This is a genomic window from Vibrio porteresiae DSM 19223 (genome assembly GCF_024347055.1).
Classification (GTDB): domain Bacteria; phylum Pseudomonadota; class Gammaproteobacteria; order Enterobacterales; family Vibrionaceae; genus Vibrio; species Vibrio porteresiae.
The window spans coordinates 3601111-3625884 of record NZ_AP024895.1; the positions used below are offsets into that span (position 1 = coordinate 3601111).

The following is a 24774-nucleotide window of genomic DNA, read 5'->3' on the forward strand; positions in this document are numbered from 1 at the left end:
CCTTTTGGTGTTGTATGGTTAAGTCTCACGGGCAATTAGTACAGGTTAGCTCAACGCCTCACAACGCTTACACACCCTGCCTATCAACGTTCTAGTCTCGAACAACCCTTTAGGACGCTTATAGCGCCAGGGAGAACTCATCTCAAGGCTCGCTTCCCGCTTAGATGCTTTCAGCGGTTATCGATTCCGAACTTAGCTACCGGGCAATGCGTCTGGCGACACAACCCGAACACCAGAGGTTCGTCCACTCCGGTCCTCTCGTACTAGGAGCAGCCCCTTTCAATTCTCCAACGCCCACGGCAGATAGGGACCGAACTGTCTCACGACGTTCTAAACCCAGCTCGCGTACCACTTTAAATGGCGAACAGCCATACCCTTGGGACCGACTTCAGCCCCAGGATGTGATGAGCCGACATCGAGGTGCCAAACACCGCCGTCGATATGAACTCTTGGGCGGTATCAGCCTGTTATCCCCGGAGTACCTTTTATCCGTTGAGCGATGGCCCTTCCATTCAGAACCACCGGATCACTATGACCTGCTTTCGCACCTGCTCGAACCGTCATTCTCGCAGTTAAGCGGGCTTATGCCATTGCACTAACCTCACGATGTCCAACCGTGATTAGCCCACCTTCGTGCTCCTCCGTTACTCTTTGGGAGGAGACCGCCCCAGTCAAACTACCCACCAGGCACTGTCCTTGTCCCAGATAATGGGACTAAGTTAGAACATCAAACATACAAGGGTGGTATTTCAAGGTCGACTCCACGAAAACTGGCGTCTTCGCTTCATAGCCTCCCACCTATCCTACACATGTAGGCTCAATGTTCAGTGCCAAGCTGTAGTAAAGGTTCACGGGGTCTTTCCGTCTAGCCGCGGGTACACTGCATCTTCACAGCGATTTCAATTTCACTGAGTCTCGGGTGGAGACAGCGTGGCCATCATTACGCCATTCGTGCAGGTCGGAACTTACCCGACAAGGAATTTCGCTACCTTAGGACCGTTATAGTTACGGCCGCCGTTTACCGGGGCTTCGATCAAGAGCTTCGCTTGCGCTAACCCCATCAATTAACCTTCCGGCACCGGGCAGGCGTCACACCGTATACGTCATCTTACGATTTTGCACAGTGCTGTGTTTTTAATAAACAGTTGCAGCCACCTGGTATCTGCGACTCTCAATAGCTCCATCCGCAAGGGACTTCACCGTCGAGAGCGTACCTTCTCCCGAAGTTACGGTACCATTTTGCCTAGTTCCTTCACCCGAGTTCTCTCAAGCGCCTTGGTATTCTCTACCCGACCACCTGTGTCGGTTTGGGGTACGATTCCTTACAATCTGAAGCTTAGAGGCTTTTCCTGGAAGCATGGCATCAATGACTTCACACCCTTAGGTGCTCGACATCGTGTCTCAGTCTTAGGTGTCCGGATTTGCCTAAACACCCAACCTACGCACTTGAACTTGGACGACCGTCGCCAAGCCCACCTAGCCTTCTCCGTCCCCCCATCGCAATTGTAAGAAGTACGGGAATATTAACCCGTTTCCCATCGACTACGCATTTCTGCCTCGCCTTAGGGGTCGACTTACCCTGCCCCGATTAACGTTGGACAGGAACCCTTGGTCTTCCGGCGTGGAGGTTTTTCACCCCCATTATCGTTACTCATGTCAGCATTCGCACTTCTGATACCTCCAGCAAGCTTTACAACTCACCTTCAACGGCTTACAGAACGCTCCCCTACCCAATACAATAAATTGCATTGCCGCAGCTTCGGTTTATAGCTTAGCCCCGTTACATCTTCCGCGCAGGCCGACTCGACTAGTGAGCTATTACGCTTTCTTTAAATGATGGCTGCTTCTAAGCCAACATCCTAGCTGTCTAAGCCTTCCCACATCGTTTCCCACTTAGCTATAATTTGGGACCTTAGCTGGCGGTCTGGGTTGTTTCCCTCTTCACGACGGACGTTAGCACCCGCCGTGTGTCTCCCGGATAGTACTTACTGGTATTCGGAGTTTGCAAAGGGTTGGTAAGTCGGGATGACCCCCTAGCCTTAACAGTGCTCTACCCCCAGTAGTATTCGTCCGAGGCGCTACCTAAATAGCTTTCGGGGAGAACCAGCTATCTCCGAGTTTGATTGGCCTTTCACCCCTAGCCACAAGTCATCCGCTAATTTTTCAACATTAGTCGGTTCGGTCCTCCAGTTGATGTTACTCAACCTTCAACCTGCCCATGGCTAGATCACTCGGTTTCGGGTCTATATCCAGAGACTGTGCGCCCAGTTAAGACTCGGTTTCCCTACGGCTCCCCTAAACGGTTAACCTTGCCACTGAATATAAGTCGCTGACCCATTATACAAAAGGTACGCAGTCACCCCACAAAGGAGGCTCCTACTGCTTGTACGTACACGGTTTCAGGTTCTATTTCACTCCCCTCACAGGGGTTCTTTTCGCCTTTCCCTCACGGTACTGGTTCACTATCGGTCAGTCAGGAGTATTTAGCCTTGGAGGATGGTCCCCCCATGTTCAGACAGGATAACACGTGTCCCGCCTTACTCGTTTTCACTTACTGTGCGTTATCAGCTACGGGGCTATCACCCTGTATCGCGGCCCTTTCCAGAGCCTTCGCCTGACGCATAATAAGCTTAAGGGCTAATCCAATTTCGCTCGCCGCTACTTTCGGAATCTCGGTTGATTTCTTTTCCTCGGGGTACTTAGATGTTTCAGTTCTCCCGGTTCGCTTCTTTAACCTATGTATTCAGTTAAAGATAACTGCTTATGCAGTTGGGTTTCCCCATTCGGAAATCGTAGACTCAAGTGGCTCTTACTGCCTCATCTACGCTTATCGCAAGTTAGTACGTCCTTCATCGCCTCTGACTGCCAAGGCATCCACCGTGTACGCTTAGTCACTTAACCATACAACCCAAAAAAGTTTCGAGTTGATGAACAAGTCACCAAGGTTTGTCTGCATTTTTATACATGTTGCAGACTCGATATTGCCGGACTCAATTTTGAATATTTACTTAAAAAGTAAATCCAAGAACACTTGAATGTGTTTTTGTTTGTCTTCTTAACGAAGACAATTGAGAACTTTACAAACAATCTTCTATTTCAATGAAATAAAACATTGTTTTGTCAGCTTTCCAAATTGTTAAAGAGCAAAGATTTCTTTCGAAACCATTTTTAAGAACACTATCGCTAATGCGCTTAAAGATGGTGGAGCTATGCGGGATCGAACCGCAGACCTCCTGCGTGCAAGGCAGGCGCTCTCCCAGCTGAGCTATAACCCCAAAAGTGGTGGGCGATACCGGGTTCGAACCAGTGACCCCCTGCTTGTAAGGCAGGTGCTCTCCCAACTGAGCTAATCGCCCACATTATTTGATTTCCTGTGGAAGGAAATGGTGGGTCGTACAGGATTTGAACCTGTGACCAATTGATTAAAAGTCAACTGCTCTACCAACTGAGCTAACGACCCACGTGGTATCCCGTAGGGGAGTCGAACCCCTGTTACCGCCGTGAAAGGGCGGTGTCCTAGGCCTCTAGACGAACGGGACACTAAGATACTCTTTGCTTTCTAAACCGTATCAATCTGTGTGAACACTCATCGCAATAATCTTCGTATTAAGGAGGTGATCCAGCGCCAGGTTCCCCTAGCGCTACCTTGTTACGACTTCACCCCAGTCATGAACCACAAAGTGGCAAGCGTCCCCCCGAAGGTTAAACTACCTGCTTCTTTTGCAGCCCACTCCCATGGTGTGACGGGCGGTGTGTACAAGGCCCGGGAACGTATTCACCGTGGCATTCTGATCCACGATTACTAGCGATTCCGACTTCATGGAGTCGAGTTGCAGACTCCAATCCGGACTACGACGCACTTTTTGGGATTCGCTCACTTTCGCAAGTTGGCTGCCCTCTGTATGCGCCATTGTAGCACGTGTGTAGCCCTACTCGTAAGGGCCATGATGACTTGACGTCGTCCCCACCTTCCTCCGGTTTATCACCGGCAGTCTCCCTGGAGTTCCCACCATTACGTGCTGGCAAACAAGGATAAGGGTTGCGCTCGTTGCGGGACTTAACCCAACATTTCACAACACGAGCTGACGACAGCCATGCAGCACCTGTCTCAGAGTTCCCGAAGGCACTAAAGCATCTCTGCTAAATTCTCTGGATGTCAAGAGTAGGTAAGGTTCTTCGCGTTGCATCGAATTAAACCACATGCTCCACCGCTTGTGCGGGCCCCCGTCAATTCATTTGAGTTTTAATCTTGCGACCGTACTCCCCAGGCGGTCTACTTAACGCGTTAGCTCCGAAAGCCACGGCTCAAGGCCACAACCTCCAAGTAGACATCGTTTACGGCGTGGACTACCAGGGTATCTAATCCTGTTTGCTCCCCACGCTTTCGCATCTGAGTGTCAGTGTCTGTCCAGGGGGCCGCCTTCGCCACCGGTATTCCTCCAGATCTCTACGCATTTCACCGCTACACCTGGAATTCTACCCCCCTCTACAGCACTCTAGCCTGCCAGTTTCAAATGCGATTCCGAGGTTAAGCCCCGGGCTTTCACATCTGACTTAACAGACCACCTGCATGCGCTTTACGCCCAGTAATTCCGATTAACGCTCGCACCCTCCGTATTACCGCGGCTGCTGGCACGGAGTTAGCCGGTGCTTCTTCTGCAGCTAACGTCAAATGATGAGAGTATTAATCTCACCATCTTCCTCACTGCTGAAAGTACTTTACAACCCGAAGGCCTTCTTCATACACGCGGCATGGCTGCATCAGGCTTGCGCCCATTGTGCAATATTCCCCACTGCTGCCTCCCGTAGGAGTCTGGACCGTGTCTCAGTTCCAGTGTGGCTGATCATCCTCTCAGACCAGCTAGGGATCGTCGCCTTGGTGAGCCCTTACCTCACCAACTAGCTAATCCCATCTGGGCGTATCCGATAGCGAAAGGTCCGAAGATCCCCTTCTTTGCTCTTGCGAGGTTATGCGGTATTAGCCATCGTTTCCAATGGTTATCCCCCTCTATCGGGCAACTTCCCAGACATTACTCACCCGTCCGCCGCTCGCCACCCAAGGAACAAGTTCCTCTGTGCTGCCGCTCGACTTGCATGTGTTAGGCCTGCCGCCAGCGTTCAATCTGAGCCATGATCAAACTCTTCAATTAAAAGTTTTTTCGGCTCAATGAATACTGAATAAATTGACTGTGCTAAGACCGAAGTCTTAATTGGTCACTCAGTTCATTGAAACCATTGTGCTTCCTAAGAAGCTATGATTATCATCAACGAGTGCCCACACAGATTGATAGGTTTAAATTGTTAAAGAGCTTGCTTTTCAAGAACTTTTCTTTCGAAGCGGAGGTGCATTCTAGCGATTTCGTTGTCAGTGTCAAACACTTTTTTCAACTTTCTCATTCGAGCGTCTTATCCTCTTACTGATACCGCTGAAGCCTTGTGGCGTCTGCCGTGTCAGTGGGGCGCATTATAGGAGCGTCATAAAAAATGGCAACTCTTTTTTTCGCATTTTTTTATTTTTTTTCGTGAATGAGTGAAAAGCCATCGGATCGGTTAAAAAGCCACTAAATTAGCTACTAATTTTTAAACTTCTGAGCAAATTGACTGACTTTTTTCCAATTTGTATATTCCACTTCTTTACTCGTATCCGTTTCACCACCAGTCATCTTCATGATCAGCTGAATCATCTTTTTATCAAACCAACTATAACGAGGATAAAGTAGAGCTCCAGCAAAGACACCAATCAAACTTGGTTGCCACTTTGACTTTTTCAAGAAGGTTCGTATATAGGCACTACCCTCTGGCGTATCTTTTCCTTGTTCTTCTTTGCGAGCTGTTAGATTTACACAGAAAAATGCGGCATTTTTCTGTGTGAGTAAGTCAGCATGGCGATCGATAAACTGATAGAGCTTTTTGTTTAGATGCCCATAACGAATCGAAGCTCCAACAAGTATCTTTTCATATTGTCTAAGCTCAATTTGAGGATCTGTGTGTAAATCGATGAAATCAGCATTAGTGCTATCCAGCTCTGATGCGATTTTATGAATGATTTTTTCTGTTTGCCCTTCTCGGGTTGAATATAAATAGAGTGTTTTCAACGTAAAACCCTTAGCTACGCCAGAACGTCGGCGTAAACAAAATCAACAAAGTAAAAATCTCTAAGCGGCCGAATATCATTGAGATAATAAGAATCCATTTAGCCGTGTCATTAACGTTTGCAAAATGTACAGACACTTCCCCCAGCCCAGGACCGAGATTGTTTAGAGTAGCAGCAACCGCCGAAAAGGCGCTTAACTCTTCCATTCCTGTAGCAATTAAAGCCAGCATACAAATAACAAACACAAGTGCGTAGGTCGCAAAGAATCCCCAAACTGCATCAACTACGCGCTGCGGAAGTGCTACTCCACCGAGTTTAATTGGATATAGCGCTCTTGGATGTATGAGCCGTTTGATTTCCCGAGAGCCCTGTAAAGTAAGCAGCAATATTCGAATCACCTTCATCCCGCCGCCAGTTGATCCAGCACACCCCCCAATAAAAGAAGAGAACAATAACAGCACCGGAAGAAAGAGTGGCCAATCTGCAAATCCTGTTGTGGTAAATCCCGCAGTTGTTGATATGGATACAGTTTGAAACAAGGCTTGATTCATCATGTCATAAAAAGAGTCATACGGCTTGTGACCAACCAAAATGGCAAAACACACTACAAACAGAATGAGTTGAATCAACAGAAATGCACGAAACTCTCGGTCACGCCAATAAAACTTCAAATTAACAGATCCATTCGCAAAAGCGGCATAATGCAATGTGAAGTTACAGGCTGAAATCAGCAGAAAGAGCACAGTAATGAGATTAATCACATGGCTGTGAAAATAGCCAATACTGGCATCATGGGTAGAAAAGCCACCAATCGCGATAGTTGAGAAGCTATGGCATATTGCATCGAATAATGTCATTCCAGCTAACCAGTAAGCCCCTGCACAAGCTATCGTTAAGCTTAAATAGATGTACCACAATGCCTTTGCCGTTTCAGCGATTCTTGGAGTTACCTTATTGTCCTTTACCGGACCTGGTATTTCAGCCCGATAAAGCTGCATACCCCCGATACCTAACACGGGCAAAATGGCGACAGCTAAAACGATGATCCCCATACCGCCAAACCATTGCAAAAATTGACGATAAAACAAGATAGCTTTAGGTAAAGAATCGAGTCCCACTATTACGGTAGCTCCCGTAGTAGTCAAAGCGGAGAAAGACTCAAAAAATGCGTTAGTAACGGATATATGAGGATGCTCAGATAACCAAAACGGCATTGCCCCTGCACTACCGATAACGGTCCAGAAAAGAACCACAATCAAAAAACCATCACGGGCCTTTAACTCTTGTCGATAGTGACGATGAGGGAACCAAGCTGCGATACCGATAAATAGCAGAGTAAAAAATGTTGAAACAAAGGGAACCCCGGCCCCGTCTCGATAGATTAGAGCAACCAATGCAGGAGCCAGCATAGAAACGCTGAACAAAGCGAGAAGCAGTCCGACAATTCGGATAATTGAGCGAAATTGCATTGCTAGACAATAACCAAGCTAAGCTTGTGGATTCCTATGTGTTATCAGTGCGAGAGACAATGACCTTTGCACCACTTTTATTGATGATGGTCTGAGTAAAGGCCTCAACCTGTAAGCATTCAAGTTCGATAATAAAAGCTACGTTTTCACTATAGTCAGCTTCTACTTCAATTGCTTGGAACTGAACCATAATCGATTGAGTTAATGGTACTAAAGCGTAGTCTAGCGTTAGGTGTAATGTTGTGGTGATTTTTTTCTCAATTGTTTGAAGCAGCTTTAGAGCTTGTTGCACTCCACCACCATACGCTTTTACCAATCCACCAGTACCTAACTGAATGCCACCATAATATCGCGTAACAACCGCTGTAATTTCACCGACATTTGACCCAGTCAACTGCGCCAAAATGGGTTTGCCGGCCGTTCCTGACGGCTCACCGTCATCACTAAATCCCCATTTCATAGAATCTTGCGGCCTTCCTGCAACAAACCCCCAGCAATTATGGCGGGCATCTGAATGTTTCTGCTTTATCGAATCAACGAAAGCCTTTGCCAACTCAATAGATGGCGTATGCGCAAGATAAGTAATAAAGGTGCTTTTTTTGATCTCTTCTTCAAACTGAACAGCAGCAGAGGGAATGAGGTAAGGCTGAATATTCATAACACTCGCAAATCGTATGTTGAACTCATTAAAGACGAGACAGTTTAGCACGAGCAGTAATCCGAATGACAAATCGCAAATGTTAAAAAAATGTTTAATTTTATATTGATAAAGTACTCACTCACATACAAACTGAATTAACTACTTAGTCCTAATCGCTATCAATTTAACTTCATTTTTATGGTCTGATGCGGAGAGCAACTATGATCTACCAATCCAGTACCCTTTTCTTACAAGAACGAGCACATCGTATTGTTGAACTGTGCTTCTCTACTGCTGGCTCCGTCAATAAGCTTGATCTAGAAACACTACAACATCTCGACCAAGCTCTTGATACACTTTACCAATATGAAGATTTGGCAGGGCTCATTCTCACTACAGACAAAGCATCGTTTATTGTTGGTGCGGACATTACCCAATTTCTAACACTATTTACCCGTCCCAAAGAAGAACTCACACAATGGATAACATTTGCAAATAACCTCTTTAACCGTTTAGAAGATCTTTCGGTACCAACCGTTTCAGCTCTAACCGGACATGTTCTCGGTGGAGGATGTGAGTGTGTGCTTGCTACCGATTTTCGAATTGCAAGCACGACCACCAGCATTGGGTTACCCGAAACCAAACTCGGTATCATTCCTGGATTTGGTGGAACAGTCAGACTTCCAAGGCTAATTGGTGCGGATTCAGCAATGGAAGCCATTACCAAAGGTAAAACCTACACGGCAGAACAAGCATTAAAAATCGGTTTAATTGATGCCATTGTTGAACAAGACGTATTGCTCAATAGCGCTCTAGATACATTACAATCAGCCATCCAAGGTAAGCTTGACTGGAAAACAAGAAGATCAAATAAAACCCAGCCGTTAACGCTTCCGCAAATTGAGCAACAGCTGTGCTTCCAAGTCGCTCAATCCATAGTTAAAAATCTTTCAGGTAAGCATTATCCCGCCCCATTAGCAGCCGTAAACACAATAAGCGAAGCGGCTATGATGGATAGAAAAAAAGCCTTAGATGTCGAAAGAAAGCACTTCATTGAGTTGGCACAATCACAACAAGCCCATGCTTTAATTGGTTTGTTCTTAAATGACCAACAACTTAAATCGTCAGCCAAACACGTCGGCCAACCCTCAATAGATTCTCTCTCATCACTTGGCGTTATCGGGGCTGGAATTATGGGTGGAGGAATCGCCTACCAAGCTGCGGCGAAAAATATCCATGTGGTCGTTAAAGATATTCAACAATCCGCTTTAGACCTCGGCTTATCTGAAGCCGCCAATTTACTGAATAAGCAACTCGAAAAAGGGAAAATAGATCCTCAAGAACAAGCTCGAGTTCTCAATAGAATTAGGCCAACTCTTCACTATGCAGAGCTAGAATCCATCCCCATGGTAATAGAAGCTGTCGTAGAAAACCCTAAAGTGAAAGGCTCGGTACTTACCGAAATAGAACAAGTGGTATCCGAAAACACCATTATCGCTTCGAATACGTCCACCATTCCTATCAATCTATTAGCTCAATCATTAACGAAACCAGAACGGTTTTGTGGCATGCATTTCTTTAATCCAGTTCATCGCATGCCTTTGGTGGAAATTATTCGAGGGGAACAAACATCTGAAGAGACTATTGCTCAAGTTGTATCTCTTTCACTAAAAATGGGCAAATCACCAGTTGTCGTCAATGACTGCCCGGGGTTCTTTGTTAATCGGGTCTTATTCCCCTACCTCACTGCTTTTCGATTATTAGTTCAAGATGGCGCAGACTTCACTCGCATAGATCAAGTGATGGAGCAACAATTTGGGTGGCCAATGGGGCCTGCTTATCTGTTAGATATCGTTGGACTCGATACGGTTCATCATGCACAGCAAGTCATGGATAGCAGCTACCCTGAACGCGCGACATCTGTAACGAATGATATTGTTAATGAGCTATATAACGCGGGAAAATTCGGGCAAAAGAGCCACAGCGGCTTCTACGATTATGCGGAACAAAACAAAAAACAGAGAGTAGTAAGTAAGCAAACACTCACCTTGCTTGAAAGAATGAATCTACCATCAACGCTTGATAGTACCGATGAGGCGTTGATGGACCGAATGATGATACCTATGATCAATGAAGTTTTACTCTGTTTAGAACAAGGCATTATTGCCTCTGCTGCAGAGGCGGATATGGCACTCGTGTATGGATTAGGATTTCCTGCTTTTCGTGGTGGTGTATGCCGCTACCTAGATCAAATGGGTATGCAGACCTATTTCAGTAAACTGGAACGATTTCAACATCTGGGTCCAATATATAAAGCCCCTCCTTTACTGTTTGAAATGATAAACAGCAACAAAACCTTCTATTCTCGTCAGTATCAAAGTGGTCTGCCTGATAGCCCAGTGGACACCCATCACAAAGGAGCAAAATAATGAGACGAGTAGTCGTTATTGATTGCCTTCGAACCCCCATGGCTCGTTCTAAGCACGGATCCTTTCGCCACCAGCGCGCCGAAGATCTTTCTGCACACTTAATGCACAAGATCCTGACAAAATACCCACAGCTTGATCCCAATTTGATCGAAGATATCTACTGGGGGTGTGTGCAACAAACATTAGAACAAGGATTTAATGTTGCGAGAAATTCAGCATTACTCGCAGGATTGCCCACTTCAATTGGAGCTGTCACTGTTAATCGGCTTTGCGGTTCATCGATGCAAGCCGTTCATGATGCAGCGCGCGCCATCATGGTTGGGGACGCTGATATTTGTTTAGCCGGTGGAGTTGAACATATGGGTCATATTCCTATGACTCATGGTATCGATATTCATCCTCAACTCAGCAAATACGCCGCAAAGGCATCAGGAATGATGGGCATTACAGCTGAGGCATTGGCACAAACCTATCAAATTACAAGGGAAGAACAAGACAGCTTTGCTTATCAATCCCATACCAAAGCAAGTCATGCGGCCAAAACAGGTCTGTTTCAACGGGAAATCTGCCCAACAATAGGCCACGCTGACGATGGTTCACTGAGATTAATTGATGAAGATGAAGTGATACGCCATAACCCTTCATTAGAAGCATTGGGGAACCTCACGCCAGCATTTGACCCATTACACGGAACAGTAACCGCTGGAAGTTCCTCCGCAATAGCAGATGGTGCAGCGACATTACTCTTGGCGTACGAAGCAACCGCCTTAGAACTTGGTTTACCAATTCGAGCTTATATACGCTCAATGGCAATCGCGGGATGCGATCCTGCCCAAATGGGATTAGGGCCCGTTCCAGCCACCTATAAAGCATTGAGTAGAGCTCGACTTTCCTTAGACAAGATCCAATGTATCGAACTTAACGAAGCATTTGCGGCTCAATCACTCGCTTGCATAAAAGAGCTCAAACTGACGAAGAGAATGTCAGATGTTAATCCCCATGGTGGAGCCATCGCATTAGGTCATCCCCTCGGATGCTCTGGCGCAAGGATTTGTACCACGCTGATTAATACTATGGAACATCAGTCATTGAGATACGGTCTTGCCACCATGTGCATTGGTTTTGGCCAAGGTATTGCCACCATTTTTGAAAGACCATAAAAAAGAGCCGCAATAGCGGCTCTTTACTCTTAGGAAGACTGGTCGTGTTATTTTTTCTTGGTAGGACGAACCCAACCAGAAATGCGGCGCTCTTTAGCGCGAGTAATCACTAACTCACCTTCATTGTTGATATCTTTAGTGACAGTAGTTCCTGCACCAATGGTCACACCATTAGCAACATTTACAGGAGCCACCAGCTGAGTGTCAGAGCCAACAAAGACATCATCACCTATGATGGTCTTATGTTTATTCGCGCCATCATAGTTACATGTAATGACACCAGCACCAAGGTTAACACGTTGACCAATTTCTGCGTCACCAACATAAGTGAGGTGGTTGGCTTTTGAGCCTTCACCTAAACGAGCATTTTTCACTTCAACAAAGTTACCTACGTGTGAATCATTACGTAGATCAGCTCCTGGACGAAGACGAGAGAATGGACCAACTGAACAGTTTTCACCAACAGTCGCATTTTCAATCACGCTGTATGGGCGAACAACCGTGTTATCATCAATTTCACAGTCAGTTAGTACACAACCAGCACCGATAACCACATTATCACCAAGAGTCACTTTACCTTCGATGATCACGTTGACATCGATCTCGACATCTTTACCGCACTGCAACTCACCGCGCAAATCAAAACGAGATGGGTCGCGTAGCATTACGCCTTGAACTAGCAATTTATTCGATTGATCAAGTTGATATGCACGCTCTAAACGCGCAAGTTGAACGCGATCATTAACGCCTTCAACTTCAATAGGATTAACTGGATGTACCGCTTGAATAATACGACCATCTGCGTGAGCAGCAGCAATGACATCAGTTAAGTAGTACTCACCTTGAGCGTTATTATTTTTTAGCCCAGATAACCAACGTTGCAGATCTCCCCCCGTAGCAACCATCACACCAGTGTTGATCTCACGAATGGCTTTTTGCTCTTCACTCGCATCTTTCTGCTCAACAATAGCAACAACAGAGTCCTTCTCACGAACAATACGTCCATAACCTGTTGGGTTATCCATTACTACTGTAAGTAAAGCAATACCACCTTCAGGTTGAGCTTCAAGCAAGCTTTCTAACGTTTCTTCAGAGATAAGAGGAACGTCTCCATACAGAATCAACACTTTCTCATCTTGTTCAAAATAAGGAGCAGCTTGATTTACCGCATGACCGGTACCCAATTGTTCAGCTTGTAACACCCAGTTTACTGACTCATCAGCCAGTGTTTTCTGCATCAGTTCACCACCATGACCGTAAACCAGATGAATATTGTCTACACCAATACCACCACATGTATCGATCACATGTTTAACCATCGGTTTGCCAGCCAAAGTATGAAGAACTTTCGGTAAGGCAGAGTGCATCCGTGTGCCCTTACCTGCGGCAAGAATTACTGCGCTGAATTTCATGAGTTACCTATGACGTTTTTTAAATAGAGAATGGCAGACATTCTAACGACTGATTGATGAAGAGTTAATTTTTTGTCGTCAATTTTCATTAAAAAATAAAACAAAAAGGCGACTCGAAAGTCGCCTTTTAGATACCAAACGCTATTAATCAAAAATTAACGACGTTTTTTGGTCAGTTCGATTACTCGTAGCTGAGCCATGGCTTTAGCCAGTTCACTGGCCGCTTGAGCGAAGTCCATGTCTCCATGCTGATTTTGGATATGTTCCTCAGCACGTTGTTTGGCTTCTTCCGCCTTCGCTGCATCAAGGTCTTCACCACGAATTGCAGTATCAGCAAGTACAGTAGCTATACCAGGCTGAACTTCTACAATACCACCAGAAACATAAATGATTTCTTCGTGGCCGTGGAGTTTAACAATGCGCACCATACCAGGCTTGATAGCGGTCAGCAGCGGTGTGTGGCCATGGAAAATACCAAGCTCACCCTCGCTACCGGTCACCTGAAATGTTTCAACTAGACCAGAGAAGATTTTCTTCTCTGCACTAACAACATCCAGATGAAAGGTTATTGCTGCCATAACGCCTCCTAATTAGCCTTACATTTTCTTCGCTTTAGCTACAGCATCTTCGATCGTGCCGCAGTACATGAAGGCTTGCTCAGGGATATCATCGTAATCACCATTTAGCAGACCTTTAAAGCCACTTAGAGTGTCTTTAAGTGATACGTAAATACCAGGGTCGCCAGTGAAAACTTCCGCTACGTGATATGGTTGAGTCAAGAAACGTTCAATCTTACGAGCACGTGCTACCACTTGCTTGTCGTCTTCTGACAATTCATCCATACCAAGAATCGCGATGATATCTTTCAGCTCTTTATAACGTTGCAGTGTCTGTTGAACGCCACGAGCGATGTCGTAGTGTTCTTGACCAACAACCAATGGGTCCAACTGACGAGAAGTTGAATCCAATGGGTCGATTGCTGGGTACAGACCCATAGATGCGATGTTACGGTTAAGTACCACTGTTGCATCCAAGTGAGCAAACGTTGTTGCTGGTGATGGGTCAGTCAAGTCATCCGCAGGTACGTATACCGCTTGAACAGATGTGATAGAACCCGTCTTAGTCGATGTAATACGTTCTTGAAGAACACCCATCTCTTCAGCCAGTGTAGGTTGGTAACCTACAGCAGAAGGCATACGACCTAGCAGTGCAGATACTTCTGTCCCTGCCAAGGTGTAACGGTAGATGTTATCGATGAACAGTAGTACGTCACGACCTTCATCACGGAAACGCTCAGCCATAGTCAAGCCAGTAAGCGCAACACGAAGACGGTTGCCTGGTGGCTCGTTCATCTGACCGTAAACCATCGCAACCTTAGATTCTTCAGGTTTTTCAAGGTTTACAACGCCAGCTTCCTGCATTTCGTGGTAGAAGTCGTTACCCTCACGAGTACGTTCACCAACACCAGCAAATACAGATAGACCTGAGTGTTTCAGTGCGATGTTGTTGATAAGTTCCATCATGTTAACGGTCTTACCTACACCAGCACCACCAAACAGACCGATTTTACCACCCTTAGCGAATGGACAAATCAAGTCGATAACTTTTACACCCGTCTCTAGAAGTTCAGTCGCATTTGACTGCTCTTCATAGCTAGGTGCAGCACGGTGAATTGAGTACTTGTGTTCAGCACTGATTTCACCACGTTCATCAATCGCGTCACCAAGAACGTTCATGATACGACCAAGGGTTTTTGTACCCACTGGCACTGAAATAGGAGCGCCAGTATTTACTACTGTCATTCCGCGACGTAAACCATCCGAGCTACCCATTACGATAGCGCGAATTACGCCACCGCCAAGTTGCTGTTGCACTTCAAGAACAAGACGTCCTGTTGCTTCAACAACGTTAAGAGCATCGTAAACACTAGGTACTTCGCTCTGTGGGAACTCCACGTCGACTACTGCGCCGATGATCTGTACGATCTTACCTGTAGCCATCGTTAATCCTCTAAACTGTTAATTTACCTAAGCTTAAACCGCAGCTGCACCACCAACGATTTCTGAAAGTTCCTGAGTAATAGCCGCTTGACGCGCCTTGTTATACACCAGTTCCAATTCATCAATCAGGTTAGATGCGTTATCTGTTGCAGCTTTCATCGCAACCATTCGGGCAGCTTGTTCACAAGCAAGGTTTTCCACCACACCCTGATAAACTTGAGATTCTACGTAACGCAGTAGTAGCGCATCGAGTAGAGGTTTTGGCTCTGGCTCGTATAGATAATCCCAAGAATGATCGCGCTGCATATCTTCGCTGTCTGATTTAGGCAGAGGCAGCAATTGATCGATCTTTGGTTGTTGCACCATAGTGTTAACGAATTCGTTAAACACTACGTACAGGCGATCCAATTCACCGTTGTCATATTTTTTCAGCATCACACCGACAGAACCGATTAGGCTCTCTAGGCTTGGTGAGTCACCAAGACCAGAAATCTGAGCCGATACTTTAGCGCCTGTGTGATTAAAGAATGCTGTTGCTTTAGTACCAATAATGGCTAAATCAATCTCAGCACCTTTTGCTTTCCACTCTTTCATGTCAAGTAGGGCTTTTTTGAACAAGTTAATGTTCAAACCACCACATAGACCACGATCAGTAGAAACAATAATATAACCAACTCGCTTCGCTTCACGCTCTTCTAGGTACGGATGACGGTACTCTAGATTTGCATTAGCGACATGACCGATCACTTTACGCATCGTTTGCGCATATGGACGGGAAGCCTGCATCGCTTCTTGCGAACGACGCATTTTTGAAGCGGCTACCATTTCCATTGCTTTCGTAATTTTCTGAGTGCTTTTAACACTACCGATTTTACTACGTATCTCTTTTGCGCCGGCCATCGTTACTCTCCATTAGTTGGTGGCATTTACGCCACCGACTGAATTACCAAGATTGGGTTGCTTTGAACTCTTCAACAAGTTTGTTCAACTTGTCTTCGATATCGTTGTTGTAAGCGCCAGTCTTGTCGATTTCTGCTGCTAATTCAGCATATTGAGCACGAGAGAACGATAGTAATGCGGCTTCAAAATCTAGAACTTTGTTCAGTTCAACATCCGCCAAGTAACCACGTTCAGCAGCAAAAATAACAATCCCTTGGTCAAAGATAGACATTGGGGCGTATTGTTTCTGCTTCATCAGTTCAGTTACTTTCTGACCGTGGTTCAACTGTTTCTTAGTCGCTGCATCAAGATCTGATGAGAACTGAGCAAACGCAGCTAATTCACGGTAAGCAGCTAGAGCTGTACGGATACCACCGGACAATTTCTTGATGATCTTAGTCTGAGCAGCACCACCTACACGAGATACAGAAATACCTGGGTCAACAGCTGGGCGAACACCCGCGTTGAACAGTTCTGTTTGTAGGAAGATCTGACCATCAGTGATCGAAATTACGTTCGTAGGTACGAATGCCGATACGTCACCAGCTTGAGTTTCAATAATTGGCAACGCTGTCAAAGAACCTGTTTTGCCTTTCACTTCACCGTTAGTAAAACGTTCAACGTAGTCCGCGTTAACGCGAGCTGCACGTTCTAGAAGACGAGAGTGGAGGTAGAATACGTCACCAGGGAACGCTTCACGGCCTGGTGGGCGACGTAGTAGCAGAGAAATTTGACGGTATGCTACGGCTTGTTTAGATAAGTCATCGTATACAATCAGTGCATCTTCGCCGCGATCACGGAAGTATTCACCCATTGCACAACCAGCATATGGTGCTAGGTATTGCAATGCAGCAGATTCAGATGCAGACGCTACAACCACGATAGTGTTTTGTAGTGCGCCGTGCTCTTCCAATTTACGAACAACGTTTGCAATTGTTGATGCTTTCTGACCGATAGCAACGTAAATAGAATAGATTCCAGAATCTTTTTGGTTGATGATCGCATCGATCGCCATCGCTGTTTTACCAGTTTGACGGTCACCGATGATCAACTCACGTTGACCACGACCGATTGGAATCATCGAGTCTACCGATTTGTAACCAGTTTGAACTGGTTGATCAACCGATTGACGATCGATAACGCCAGGTGCGATCACTTCTACTGGAGAAGTCAATGTTGCATTGATTGGTCCTTTACCATCGATAGGTTCACCCAGAGTGTTAACCACACGACCAAGTAGTTCAGGACCTACTGGTACTTCAAGAATACGACCAGTACCAGTTACTTTTGTGCCTTCCTTAAGGTCAGCATATGGGCCCATTACAACCGCACCAACCGAGTCACGCTCGAGGTTAAGTGCTAGTGCATAACGGCCACCCGGTAATTCAATCATTTCACCCTGCATCACGTCCGCTAGGCCGTGAATACGGATAATACCATCGCTTACCGAAACGATAGTACCTTCGTTGCGAGCTTCACTAACAACGTTGAATTTCTCAATACGTTGTTTAATTAGATCGCTAATTTCCGTGGAATTAAGTTGCATGCTCCAATCCCCATCAAGACTGCAATGCATCGCTCAGGCGGTTCAAACGACCACGCGCTGAGTTATCGATGACTAGGTCTCCGGCTCGAATTACAACCCCAGCAAGTAGGGTCTCATCTATACTGCAATTCAGCAGGACTTTGCGTTCGAGACGCTGCTCTAGTTTGTTGATAATGTCTGTTTTTTGCTGATCAGAAAGTTCGGTTGCAGAAATCACTGCCACATCGACTTTCTTCTCATGCTCTTTTTTCAAAGCATGGAATTCAGCACAAACATCAGGAATAGCGCGTAAGCGACCATTCTCAGCCATAACCCGAACGAGGTTCTGGCCATGTTCATCAAACTGTTCGCCACAAACACCGATAAAAATCTCTGCCAATTTCTCGGCAGACAGAGAACTGGTAATCAGTTCATGAATTTGCTCGTTGTTTGCAACTTCAGCAGCGAATACCAACATTTCGGACCATTGATCCAATTGTTGATTCTCAACCGCAAAATCAAATGCTGCTTTAGCATAGGGGCGTGCAATAGTAGTCAAATCAGACATTAAGCGCCCCCTGCGTTAAAGTTTTGCAGTTATGTTGTCGAGAATATCTTTGTGCGCATCTTTATCGATTGAACGCTCTAGGATTTTCTCTGCACCAGCAATAGCCAGAATTGCAACTTGTTTGCGCAGTTCATCGCGTGCACGGTTGCGTTCAGCTTCAATCTCAGCATCTGCTTGAGTCAGGATCTTCTGGCGTTCAACCAGAGCCTGTTCACGAGCTTCATCCAAAATTTGAGCTTTACGCTTGTTAGCTTGCTCGATGACCTCAGTTGCTGTGCGCTTCGCTTCTTTCAATTGTTCGGAAGCGTTAACTTGTGCTAGATCCAAGTCTTTTTTTGCACGCTCAGCGGCTTGAAGACCATCGGCGATTTTTTGCTGACGTTCTTCAATCGCTTTAATGATTGGTGGCCACACGTATTTCATGCAGAACCAAACAAATAGAGCAAATGCGATAGCTTGACCTAACAGAGTTGCGTTCATATTCACAACAGCTACCCCCTATATGGACAGACTTGTGTTAATTAATCCAAGACAAAACTCCTGCGAGTTTTGTCACTGAAATCGAGAATTAACCTAGTTGACCAACAAATGGGTTAGCGAAAGTGAATAGAAGTGCGATAACGATACCGATCATTGGAACCGCATCGAGCAGACCTGCGATGATGAACATCTTAACTTGCAGCATAGGAGCCATTTCAGGTTGGCGAGCTGCGCCTTCGAGGAATTTACCGCCTAGAAGAGCGAAACCAATCGCTGTACCTAGAGAAGCAAGACCGACGATAATACCCACGGCGATTGCAGAAAAGCTCAGTAAAGTTTCCATTACTATCTCCAATAATAATTGTTGGCTAAAGTGCCCAATAAAAGCTTAAAAATCAGAATAAAAAATCAATGATCTTGGTCTTCGTGAGCCATAGATAGATAGACGATAGTCAACATCATGAACACGAATGCCTGAATCAAAATTACCAGAATATGGAAAATAGCCCACGGTAGTGAACCCATCCATTGTAACCACCAAGGTAGCATTGCCGCGATTAGAATGAATACAACCTCACCCGCGAACATGTTACCGAATAGACGCATACCTAGTGAAAGAGGTTTTGCCAGTAGCGACACCACTTCAATAAGCAGGTTAAACGGAATCATGATTGGGTGATTGAATGGATGTAAAGCCAATTCTTTCACGAACCCACCTAGACCCTTCACTTTGATGCTGTAGAAAATCATCAGAGCGAAAACGCCTAGAGCCATAGCCATGGTGATATTCACATCAGCCGACGGAACTACCTTCAAATAAGGAACTCCAAGCCAATGTTGTGCTGGATAAGGCAAGAAATCGATTGGAACTAAGTCCATGATATTCATTAGCAATACCCAACAAAAGATAGTCAGTGCCAGCGGTGCTATAAGCGGATTGCGGCCATGAAAGGTGTCTTTGACGTTCTGATCGACAAATTCCACCAAAATTTCCACAAAACACTGTAGCTTGCCTGGTACACCTACTGTTGCCTTCTTCGCAACTGAACGGAAAATCCAAAGGAAAACCAATCCAGTAAACAAAGAAAAAAACAGGCTATCGATATGAACGTTCCAGAAACTCGTTTCACTAATATGCCAGCCCAAATCAAAGTGCTCAGAAATACGAGCCAATGATAGGTTTGACAAATGGTGATCGATATAACCGGAAGGTGTAAGCGCTTCACCTGGCGCAGCCATAACTCATCCTATTTTTTTGTTGTTAATAAATAGTACTGGCGCACAGATATTGATACCCAGAGCCAGTAAATAGGCCAGTTTCAGAGGAACAAGTTCCACCTGGACATACATGTAAGCCGCAGAAAAGAGTGCAATGGTAATGAGGATTTTCAATGCTTCGCCTGTGTAGAAGGACGCGGTGATGCGTTTTGCAGCCCGAGCCCCACCAAACATAAAAGCACATAGCGCGAATACAGCATTAGCGATGACAAAAATGCCCCCGCCTATTAGCGCAGAAAGTCCCCATTCAGCATTAACCACAACAGCCATTCCTGTTGCCAAAATAATAACCGCGAAGAACTGGATCAATAACAATTGCTTTGCGAGCTCTCGTCCTGGTCTAGCTATCGCAGCTACCATGTATTCTTACCTCACATAATCGTCGCAGACTCAACAACACAAAGTCTGAGACCATGCTAAAAAAATTTTATACATCCGCCATGAAGTTTGGCAATGCAAATACCACAAAAAGTTACAGTTTTGCTTACAACTCGACAACTTTTTAGCTGGAAAGTTGTTTTTTACAATTGATTTAAATCAATTATCTCATTTAGCGTTCTAGCTTGGCAATCACTTGTTCTAATTTGTGAGGTTCATCAAGACTTATTGTCAATTTAGCCTTTCCACTCGCTGATCGAACAATAGAAACTTTTGCCCCTAACTTTTCGCTAAGATTCTGTGATATTTGTTGAATTTCTAGGTCTTCTACCACGTTTTTCTCGTCAGATACCCCAGATAAGCACTTTTTAACAAGTTGCTCAGTTTGACGCACTGTAAGTTGTTTTTTGGCTACACGCCCTGCAATTTCGACTTGGCGCTCGCCTTCAAGCATCAATAATGCTCGTGCATGACCCATTTCTAACTGTTTTGTTTCAACAAAACGTTTAACTTGATCATCTAATTGATTCAAACGCAGTAAATTACTGACAGTTGTGCGTGATTTACCTATCACATCAGCAACTTGTTGGTGGGTTAACTTAAACTCATCTTGTAGGCGCTCTAGCGCCTGAGCTTCCTCAATAGCGTTGAGGTCTTCTCGTTGAATATTTTCAATCAACGCCATAGCGACAGCTGCTCTATCGTCTACGCGTTTAATAATACAAGGAACCTGTTTTAAGCCAGCATGACGAGCAGCTCGCCAACGGCGCTCACCAGCAATAATCTCATAGCCGCCAGTCGCTAACGGACGAACGACGATAGGCTGAATAATTCCTTGTGATTGGATTGAAGCTGATAACTCTTCAAGAGCTTCAGGAGACATGTCTTTACGTGGTTGATAAACACCTGGTTTTAAGCTTGTGATAGCAAGGTCAGTAAGATCTGCATCAGAGGACATTGCCTGACTATTGGACGCAACTTGTTGCTTTTCACGAGCCATAGAGCTGGTTGCTAACAAGGCATCCAGCCCTTTTCCTAAACCGCGTTTAGACGTGGACATGTAGATGAATTCCTTAAGTTAAATCATTATGCGGGAACTTCTTCGCGACGAAGCATCTCGCCAGCGAGCGCCAAATACGCTTTCGCGCCAGCTGAATACTTGTCATAGTACATGGCTGGTTTGCCATGACTAGGAGCCTCCGCTAAACGTACGTTTCGAGGAATCACTGTACGGTACACTTTATCACCAAAGTGTTTTTTCAGTTGATCGGAAACTTCGTTAGCTAGGCGATTACGAGGATCATACATGGTTCTTAGTAGACCCTCGATCTTTAGATTCTCATTCACAACTGCAGCAAGTTTACTGATGGTATCCATCAATGCGGTTAAGCCCTCAAGAGCAAAATACTCGCATTGCATAGGAACCAAAACCGAATCTGCAGCTGCCATGGCATTGATGGTCAGTAAGTTCAATGCTGGTGGGCAATCGATAAAGATGTAATCGTAGTTATCACGCACTGATGCTAATGCATTCTTCAGGCGCACTTCACGAGCAAACACTTCCATTAGCTTGATTTCTGCGGCAGTCACATCACCGTTCGCCGCAATCAAATCATAATTGCCCGAGGTTTTACGACATACCACATCTTCAAATGGAGCATCTTCAACCAAAAGCTCGTAAGCTGTTGCGTCAACCTGATATTTGTCGACACCGCTGGCCATGGTTGCGTTTCCTTGCGGATCCAAATCTACGACTAAAATTTTACGTTTAGTCGCAGCCATAGATGCAGCCAAGTTAATACACGTTGTTGTTTTACCAACACCACCCTTCTGGTTGGCGATTGCTACGATTTTACCCACGGTGTGCCTCGTTGTTATCCCTTGCGCGATAAGATTACAAGATGACGCTCACCTTCCAACTCAGGAACTTCCAAAGATTTGACACAGTTCACAGAACACCAGTCAGGTAACTGATCGATTTCGTCTTGAGCAACATGACCTTTCAAAGCCAAGAACAGCCCATTTTCCTGTTTTGGTAGATGGTGACACCAAGTCACCATATCTACCATAGAGGCAAACGCTCGGCTCAACACAGCATCAAAACCGTTACCCGCTTCATATTCTTCAACTCGACTTTGAACTGGAGTCACATTGGTGATCTTCAGTTCATGGATAACTTGTTTGATAAACCGAATACGTTTACCCAAGCTATCTAGTAGCACAAATTCTTTGTCTGGATTCATGATGGCAAGTGGAATACCTGGTAAACCAGGGCCAGTGCCGACATCAATGAATCGATTCCCCTCGAGAGAAGGACTCACCACGATACTATCGAGGATATGTTTCACCAACATCTCCATCGGATCTCGTACTGAGGTCAAATTGTACGCTTTATTCCATTTATTGAGGAGCTCAACATAACCAACCAATTGCTCACGTTGACGCTCAGAAACATCCAATGAAGTCTGAGCAATCAAGCTATCTAGTTTGACTCGCAACTGGGTCATTACGCTGCTTCCCCTTTCTTAAGCATACCGTTCTTTTTCAGGTGTACCAGTAAGATAGAGATTGCCGCAGGAGTAATTCCTGAAATACGTGATGCAACACCAATACTTTCTGGTTTTGCCGCATTAAGTTTCAGAACCACTTCGTTAGATAAGCCTTTTACTTGCTTATAATCCAAATCAAGAGGCAACTTAGTATTTTCATGACGCAATGATTTTTCAATTTCATCTTGCTGACGTGAAATGTAGCCTTCGTATTTCACTTGGATCTCTACTTGCTCTGCAGCTTGTACATCTTCCATTGCTGGTGCAAAAGCATCAAAAGATGTCAGCATTTCGTAGTTCATTTCTGGACGACGTAATAAATCTTCACCACTTGCTTCACGAGTCATTGGAGTCTTAAGCAGTGAGTTTAGTGAGTCGATACCTTGTGTATTCGGATTCACCCAAATGGATTTCAAACGTTGGCGTTCGAGTTCCATATTTTCTAATTTTTGGTTGAAACGAACCCAACGCTCTTCACTAATCAAACCAAATTCATGAGCTTGAGCAGTCAAACGAAGATCAGCGTTATCTTCACGAAGTAACAAACGGTATTCCGCACGTGAAGTAAACATACGGTACGGTTCTTTCGTGCCAAGAGTAGAAAGATCGTCGATCAATACGCCCATGTAGGCTTGATCACGACGAGGACTCCAGCCTTCTTTTTCTTGGCTAAATAGGCTTGCGTTCAAACCAGCCATCAAGCCCTGTGCAGCAGCCTCTTCGTAACCCGTTGTACCATTGATTTGACCTGCAAAGAACAGACCTTTGATGTACTTAGTTTCATAGGTATGTTTCAAATCACGAGGATCAAAGAAATCGTATTCAATCGCGTAACCTGGACGAACGATGTGGGCATTCTCAAAACCTTTCATCGAACGAACGATCTGGACTTGAACATCAAACGGTAAGCTGGTGGAGATACCATTTGGATACAATTCAGTGGTATTTAAACCTTCTGGTTCAATGAAAATCTGGTGACTGTTTTTATCAGCAAAACGCATCACTTTATCTTCGATTGAAGGACAGTAACGCGGACCAATACCTTCAATGACCCCAGCGTACATTGGACTGCGATCTAAGTTAGCGCGAATTACATCATGCGTTTTTTCATTAGTATGAGTAATGAAACATGGAATTTGACGTGGATGTTGTTCACGACGTCCCATGAAAGACATGACTGGTGCAGGGTTATCGCCGTGTTGTTGTTCAAGCACAGAAAAATCGACACTGTTGCCATCAATACGTGGTGGTGTGCCTGTTTTCAGACGATCAACACGGAAAGGCAATTCGCGTAGACGATGAGCTAATGCGATCGATGGTGGATCCCCAGCGCGACCACCAGCATAGTTTTCTAAACCAATATGGATCTTACCACCAAGGAAAGTACCTACGGTTAATACCACAGCTTTAGCGTGGAATTTAAGACCCATTTTCGTTACAACGCCGCGTACTTGATCGTTTTCGACAATCAGATCGTCGGCTGGTTGCTGGAACAGAGTTAAATTAGAAGTATTTTCCAACGTATTGCGAACATACGCTTTATACAGAGCACGGTCAGCTTGTGCACGAGTTGCACGAACCGCTGGACCTTTAGACGCGTTAAGCGTTCTAAATTGAATACCTGCGTGATCAATGGCTTCAGCCATTAAACCACCCATAGCATCGACTTCTTTTACCAAATGACCTTTACCAATCCCACCAATTGCAGGGTTGCATGACATTTGTCCTAAAGTATCAATGTTATGTGTAAGCAGAAGAGTTTTTTGGCCAGTACGAGCGGCGGCTAAAGCGGCTTCCGTTCCTGCGTGACCGCCACCAACCACAATGACGTCAAATGTTTCGTGATAAAGCAT

19 protein-coding genes, 4 tRNA genes and 2 rRNA genes are annotated in these 24774 nt (G+C 45.2%); 2 read left to right on the top strand and 23 right to left on the bottom strand.

Translation table 11 applies throughout. The features are described 5' to 3' along the window. Positions 1 to 14: 14 nt before the first annotated feature. The 9 genes from OCV11_RS16515 to OCV11_RS16555 form a co-directional block, all read right to left on the bottom strand. A 23S ribosomal RNA gene (locus tag OCV11_RS16515) occupies positions 15 to 2901 on the bottom strand. A 298-nt stretch (positions 2902 to 3199) separates the two neighbouring features. Next, positions 3200 to 3275: transfer RNA gene (locus OCV11_RS16520), tRNA-Ala, on the bottom strand. Positions 3276 to 3280: 5 nt separating this feature from the next. Continuing rightward, positions 3281 to 3356 (bottom strand) — tRNA-Val (locus OCV11_RS16525). Positions 3357 to 3384: 28 nt separating this feature from the next. After that, positions 3385 to 3460: transfer RNA gene (locus tag OCV11_RS16530), tRNA-Lys, on the bottom strand. A gap of 3 nt (positions 3461 to 3463) precedes the next feature. Continuing rightward, a tRNA-Glu gene (locus OCV11_RS16535) sits at positions 3464 to 3539 on the bottom strand. Positions 3540 to 3607: 68 nt separating this feature from the next. Next, a 16S ribosomal RNA gene (locus OCV11_RS16540) occupies positions 3608 to 5150 on the bottom strand. Together the 16S and 23S rRNA genes with 4 tRNA genes alongside form the textbook arrangement of a ribosomal RNA operon. 423 nt (positions 5151 to 5573) lie before the next feature. Then, positions 5574 to 6095: a menaquinone-dependent protoporphyrinogen IX dehydrogenase gene (hemG, locus tag OCV11_RS16545; RefSeq protein WP_261894148.1), complete on the bottom strand. Its 522-nt coding sequence runs from the start codon at positions 6093 to 6095 to the stop codon at positions 5574 to 5576. Between the two features lie 10 nt (positions 6096 to 6105). Further along, entirely contained in the window at positions 6106 to 7563 is a 1458-nt protein-coding gene (locus OCV11_RS16550; protein ID WP_261894149.1) for a TrkH family potassium uptake protein, read from the bottom strand. Between the two features lie 34 nt (positions 7564 to 7597). Further along, positions 7598 to 8221 carry a YigZ family protein gene (locus OCV11_RS16555; protein WP_261894151.1) on the bottom strand — a complete coding sequence of 208 codons (624 nt, stop codon included), beginning with the start codon at positions 8219 to 8221 and terminating at the stop codon, positions 7598 to 7600. 203 nt (positions 8222 to 8424) lie between these two features. Between OCV11_RS16555 and fadB the strand changes: the two genes are divergently transcribed. Together fadB and fadA are read left to right on the top strand one after the other, a co-directional pair. Further along, positions 8425 to 10632, top strand: a complete 2208-nt coding sequence (fadB, locus tag OCV11_RS16560) for a fatty acid oxidation complex subunit alpha FadB (RefSeq protein WP_261894152.1) — start codon at positions 8425 to 8427, stop codon at positions 10630 to 10632. Further along, positions 10632 to 11792: an acetyl-CoA C-acyltransferase FadA gene (fadA, locus tag OCV11_RS16565; protein WP_261894153.1), complete on the top strand. Its 1161-nt coding sequence runs from the start codon at positions 10632 to 10634 to the stop codon at positions 11790 to 11792. The genes fadB and fadA overlap by 1 nt, the downstream gene beginning before the upstream one ends. Positions 11793 to 11839: 47 nt before the next feature. On the opposite strand, the gene glmU is transcribed toward fadA, so the two are convergent. The 14 genes from glmU to mnmG form a co-directional block, all read right to left on the bottom strand. Then, entirely contained in the window at positions 11840 to 13204 is a 1365-nt protein-coding gene (gene glmU, locus OCV11_RS16570) for a bifunctional UDP-N-acetylglucosamine diphosphorylase/glucosamine-1-phosphate N-acetyltransferase GlmU (RefSeq protein WP_261894154.1), read from the bottom strand. Positions 13205 to 13359: 155 nt separating this feature from the next. Further along, on the bottom strand, positions 13360 to 13782 hold the full coding sequence (locus OCV11_RS16575; protein ID WP_261894155.1) for a F0F1 ATP synthase subunit epsilon: 423 nt from the start codon (positions 13780 to 13782) through the stop codon (positions 13360 to 13362). An 18-nt stretch (positions 13783 to 13800) separates the two neighbouring features. Then, the gene (gene atpD / locus OCV11_RS16580; protein ID WP_261894156.1) at positions 13801 to 15204 is read right to left on the bottom strand and encodes a F0F1 ATP synthase subunit beta; all 1404 of its coding nucleotides are present in this window, start codon (positions 15202 to 15204) and stop codon (positions 13801 to 13803) included. 33 nt (positions 15205 to 15237) lie between these two features. After that, a complete protein-coding gene (gene atpG / locus OCV11_RS16585; protein WP_261894157.1) occupies positions 15238 to 16104 on the bottom strand; it encodes a F0F1 ATP synthase subunit gamma in 867 nt (288 codons plus the stop codon). A 43-nt stretch (positions 16105 to 16147) separates the two neighbouring features. Then, the gene (gene atpA / locus OCV11_RS16590) at positions 16148 to 17689 is read right to left on the bottom strand and encodes a F0F1 ATP synthase subunit alpha (RefSeq protein WP_261894158.1); all 1542 of its coding nucleotides are present in this window, start codon (positions 17687 to 17689) and stop codon (positions 16148 to 16150) included. A gap of 13 nt (positions 17690 to 17702) precedes the next feature. After that, positions 17703 to 18236 (bottom strand): F0F1 ATP synthase subunit delta, encoded by a 534-nt coding sequence (atpH, locus tag OCV11_RS16595; RefSeq protein WP_261894159.1) that lies wholly within the window; start codon positions 18234 to 18236, stop codon positions 17703 to 17705. 15 nt (positions 18237 to 18251) lie between these two features. Next, positions 18252 to 18722, bottom strand: coding sequence for a F0F1 ATP synthase subunit B (gene atpF / locus OCV11_RS16600; RefSeq protein WP_261894161.1), 471 nt, complete (start codon positions 18720 to 18722; stop codon positions 18252 to 18254). Between the two features lie 82 nt (positions 18723 to 18804). Then, positions 18805 to 19059 (bottom strand): F0F1 ATP synthase subunit C, encoded by a 255-nt coding sequence (gene atpE, locus OCV11_RS16605; RefSeq protein ID WP_002540812.1) that lies wholly within the window; start codon positions 19057 to 19059, stop codon positions 18805 to 18807. Between the two features lie 65 nt (positions 19060 to 19124). Then, positions 19125 to 19955 carry a F0F1 ATP synthase subunit A gene (gene atpB, locus OCV11_RS16610; protein WP_261894162.1) on the bottom strand — a complete coding sequence of 277 codons (831 nt, stop codon included), beginning with the start codon at positions 19953 to 19955 and terminating at the stop codon, positions 19125 to 19127. A 3-nt stretch (positions 19956 to 19958) separates the two neighbouring features. After that, positions 19959 to 20354 carry a F0F1 ATP synthase subunit I gene (locus tag OCV11_RS16615; protein ID WP_261894163.1) on the bottom strand — a complete coding sequence of 132 codons (396 nt, stop codon included), beginning with the start codon at positions 20352 to 20354 and terminating at the stop codon, positions 19959 to 19961. Positions 20355 to 20544: 190 nt separating this feature from the next. Next, complete coding sequence (locus OCV11_RS16620; protein ID WP_261894165.1) at positions 20545 to 21432, bottom strand: ParB/RepB/Spo0J family partition protein; 888 nt, start codon at positions 21430 to 21432, stop codon at positions 20545 to 20547. A 26-nt stretch (positions 21433 to 21458) separates the two neighbouring features. Then, positions 21459 to 22232: a ParA family protein gene (locus tag OCV11_RS16625; protein WP_261894166.1), complete on the bottom strand. Its 774-nt coding sequence runs from the start codon at positions 22230 to 22232 to the stop codon at positions 21459 to 21461. Positions 22233 to 22246: 14 nt separating this feature from the next. After that, entirely contained in the window at positions 22247 to 22879 is a 633-nt protein-coding gene (gene rsmG, locus OCV11_RS16630; protein WP_261894167.1) for a 16S rRNA (guanine(527)-N(7))-methyltransferase RsmG, read from the bottom strand. Then, positions 22879 to 24774 carry a tRNA uridine-5-carboxymethylaminomethyl(34) synthesis enzyme MnmG gene (gene mnmG, locus OCV11_RS16635; protein WP_261894168.1) on the bottom strand — a complete coding sequence of 632 codons (1896 nt, stop codon included), beginning with the start codon at positions 24772 to 24774 and terminating at the stop codon, positions 22879 to 22881. Before mnmG ends, rsmG begins: the two co-directional genes overlap by 1 nt.

Coding starts and splice junctions, on each gene's coding strand:
- OCV11_RS16550 (WP_261894149.1), bottom strand. CDS start 7,563: ATGCAATTTCGCTCAATTATCCGAATTGTCGGACTGCTTCTCGCTTTG.
- OCV11_RS16555 (WP_261894151.1), bottom strand. CDS start 8,221: ATGAATATTCAGCCTTACCTCATTCCCTCTGCTGCTGTTCAGTTTGAA.
- fadB (WP_261894152.1), top strand. CDS start 8,425: ATGATCTACCAATCCAGTACCCTTTTCTTACAAGAACGAGCACATCGT.
- fadA (WP_261894153.1), top strand. CDS start 10,632: ATGAGACGAGTAGTCGTTATTGATTGCCTTCGAACCCCCATGGCTCGT.
- glmU (WP_261894154.1), bottom strand. CDS start 13,204: ATGAAATTCAGCGCAGTAATTCTTGCCGCAGGTAAGGGCACACGGATG.
- OCV11_RS16575 (WP_261894155.1), bottom strand. CDS start 13,782: ATGGCAGCAATAACCTTTCATCTGGATGTTGTTAGTGCAGAGAAGAAA.
- atpD (WP_261894156.1), bottom strand. CDS start 15,204: ATGGCTACAGGTAAGATCGTACAGATCATCGGCGCAGTAGTCGACGTG.
- atpG (WP_261894157.1), bottom strand. CDS start 16,104: ATGGCCGGCGCAAAAGAGATACGTAGTAAAATCGGTAGTGTTAAAAGC.
- atpA (WP_261894158.1), bottom strand. CDS start 17,689: ATGCAACTTAATTCCACGGAAATTAGCGATCTAATTAAACAACGTATT.
- atpH (WP_261894159.1), bottom strand. CDS start 18,236: ATGTCTGATTTGACTACTATTGCACGCCCCTATGCTAAAGCAGCATTT.
- atpE (WP_002540812.1), bottom strand. CDS start 19,059: ATGGAAACTTTACTGAGCTTTTCTGCAATCGCCGTGGGTATTATCGTC.
- atpB (WP_261894162.1), bottom strand. CDS start 19,955: ATGGCTGCGCCAGGTGAAGCGCTTACACCTTCCGGTTATATCGATCAC.
- OCV11_RS16615 (WP_261894163.1), bottom strand. CDS start 20,354: ATGGTAGCTGCGATAGCTAGACCAGGACGAGAGCTCGCAAAGCAATTG.
- OCV11_RS16620 (WP_261894165.1), bottom strand. CDS start 21,432: ATGTCCACGTCTAAACGCGGTTTAGGAAAAGGGCTGGATGCCTTGTTA.
- rsmG (WP_261894167.1), bottom strand. CDS start 22,879: ATGACCCAGTTGCGAGTCAAACTAGATAGCTTGATTGCTCAGACTTCA.
- mnmG (WP_261894168.1), bottom strand. CDS start 24,774: ATGCTTTATCACGAAACATTTGACGTCATTGTGGTTGGTGGCGGTCAC.